The organism is Rhodococcus sp. ENV425 (assembly GCF_002887785.1).
GTDB classification, from domain to species: Bacteria; Actinomycetota; Actinomycetes; order Mycobacteriales; family Mycobacteriaceae; genus Rhodococcus; species Rhodococcus aetherivorans.
In genome coordinates this window covers 86,298-86,697 of the sequence record NZ_PCZU01000241.1, presented here as the reverse complement: position 1 = coordinate 86,697, position 400 = coordinate 86,298, and the positions used below count along the sequence as shown (strand labels likewise).

Genomic DNA, 400 nt, shown 5'->3' with positions numbered 1-400 from the left:
CCAGAAGTAGATGCCGGCGTAGGTGGCGAAGGCGATGGTGCCGAACAGCACGTAGTGGAAGTGCGCCACGACGAAATAGGACTCGTGCAGCTGGAAGTCGAGCGGCGGGCTGGCGAGGATGACGCCGGACAGGCCGCCGAACAGGAAGGTGACGATGAAGCCGACCGAGAACAGCATCGGCGACTCGAATGTCAGCTGGCCCTTCCACATGGTGCCGATCCAGTTGAAGAACTTCACGCCGGTGGGCACCGCGATCAGGAACGTCATGAACGAGAAGTACGGCAGCAGCACGGCGCCGGTGGCGTACATGTGGTGCGCCCACACCGCGATCGAGAGCGCCGCGATGGCCAGGGTCGCGTAGACCAGACCCGAGTAGCCGAAGATCGGCTTGCGCGAGAAC

The 400-nt window shown here is 63.5% G+C and carries 1 protein-coding gene; it reads right to left on the bottom strand.

Features of this window, described 5'->3' with window-relative positions:
- Nucleotides 1–400 (bottom strand): cbb3-type cytochrome c oxidase subunit I (locus tag CQZ88_RS31490; protein WP_258008709.1); only part of this gene is annotated, 400 nt, incomplete at both ends.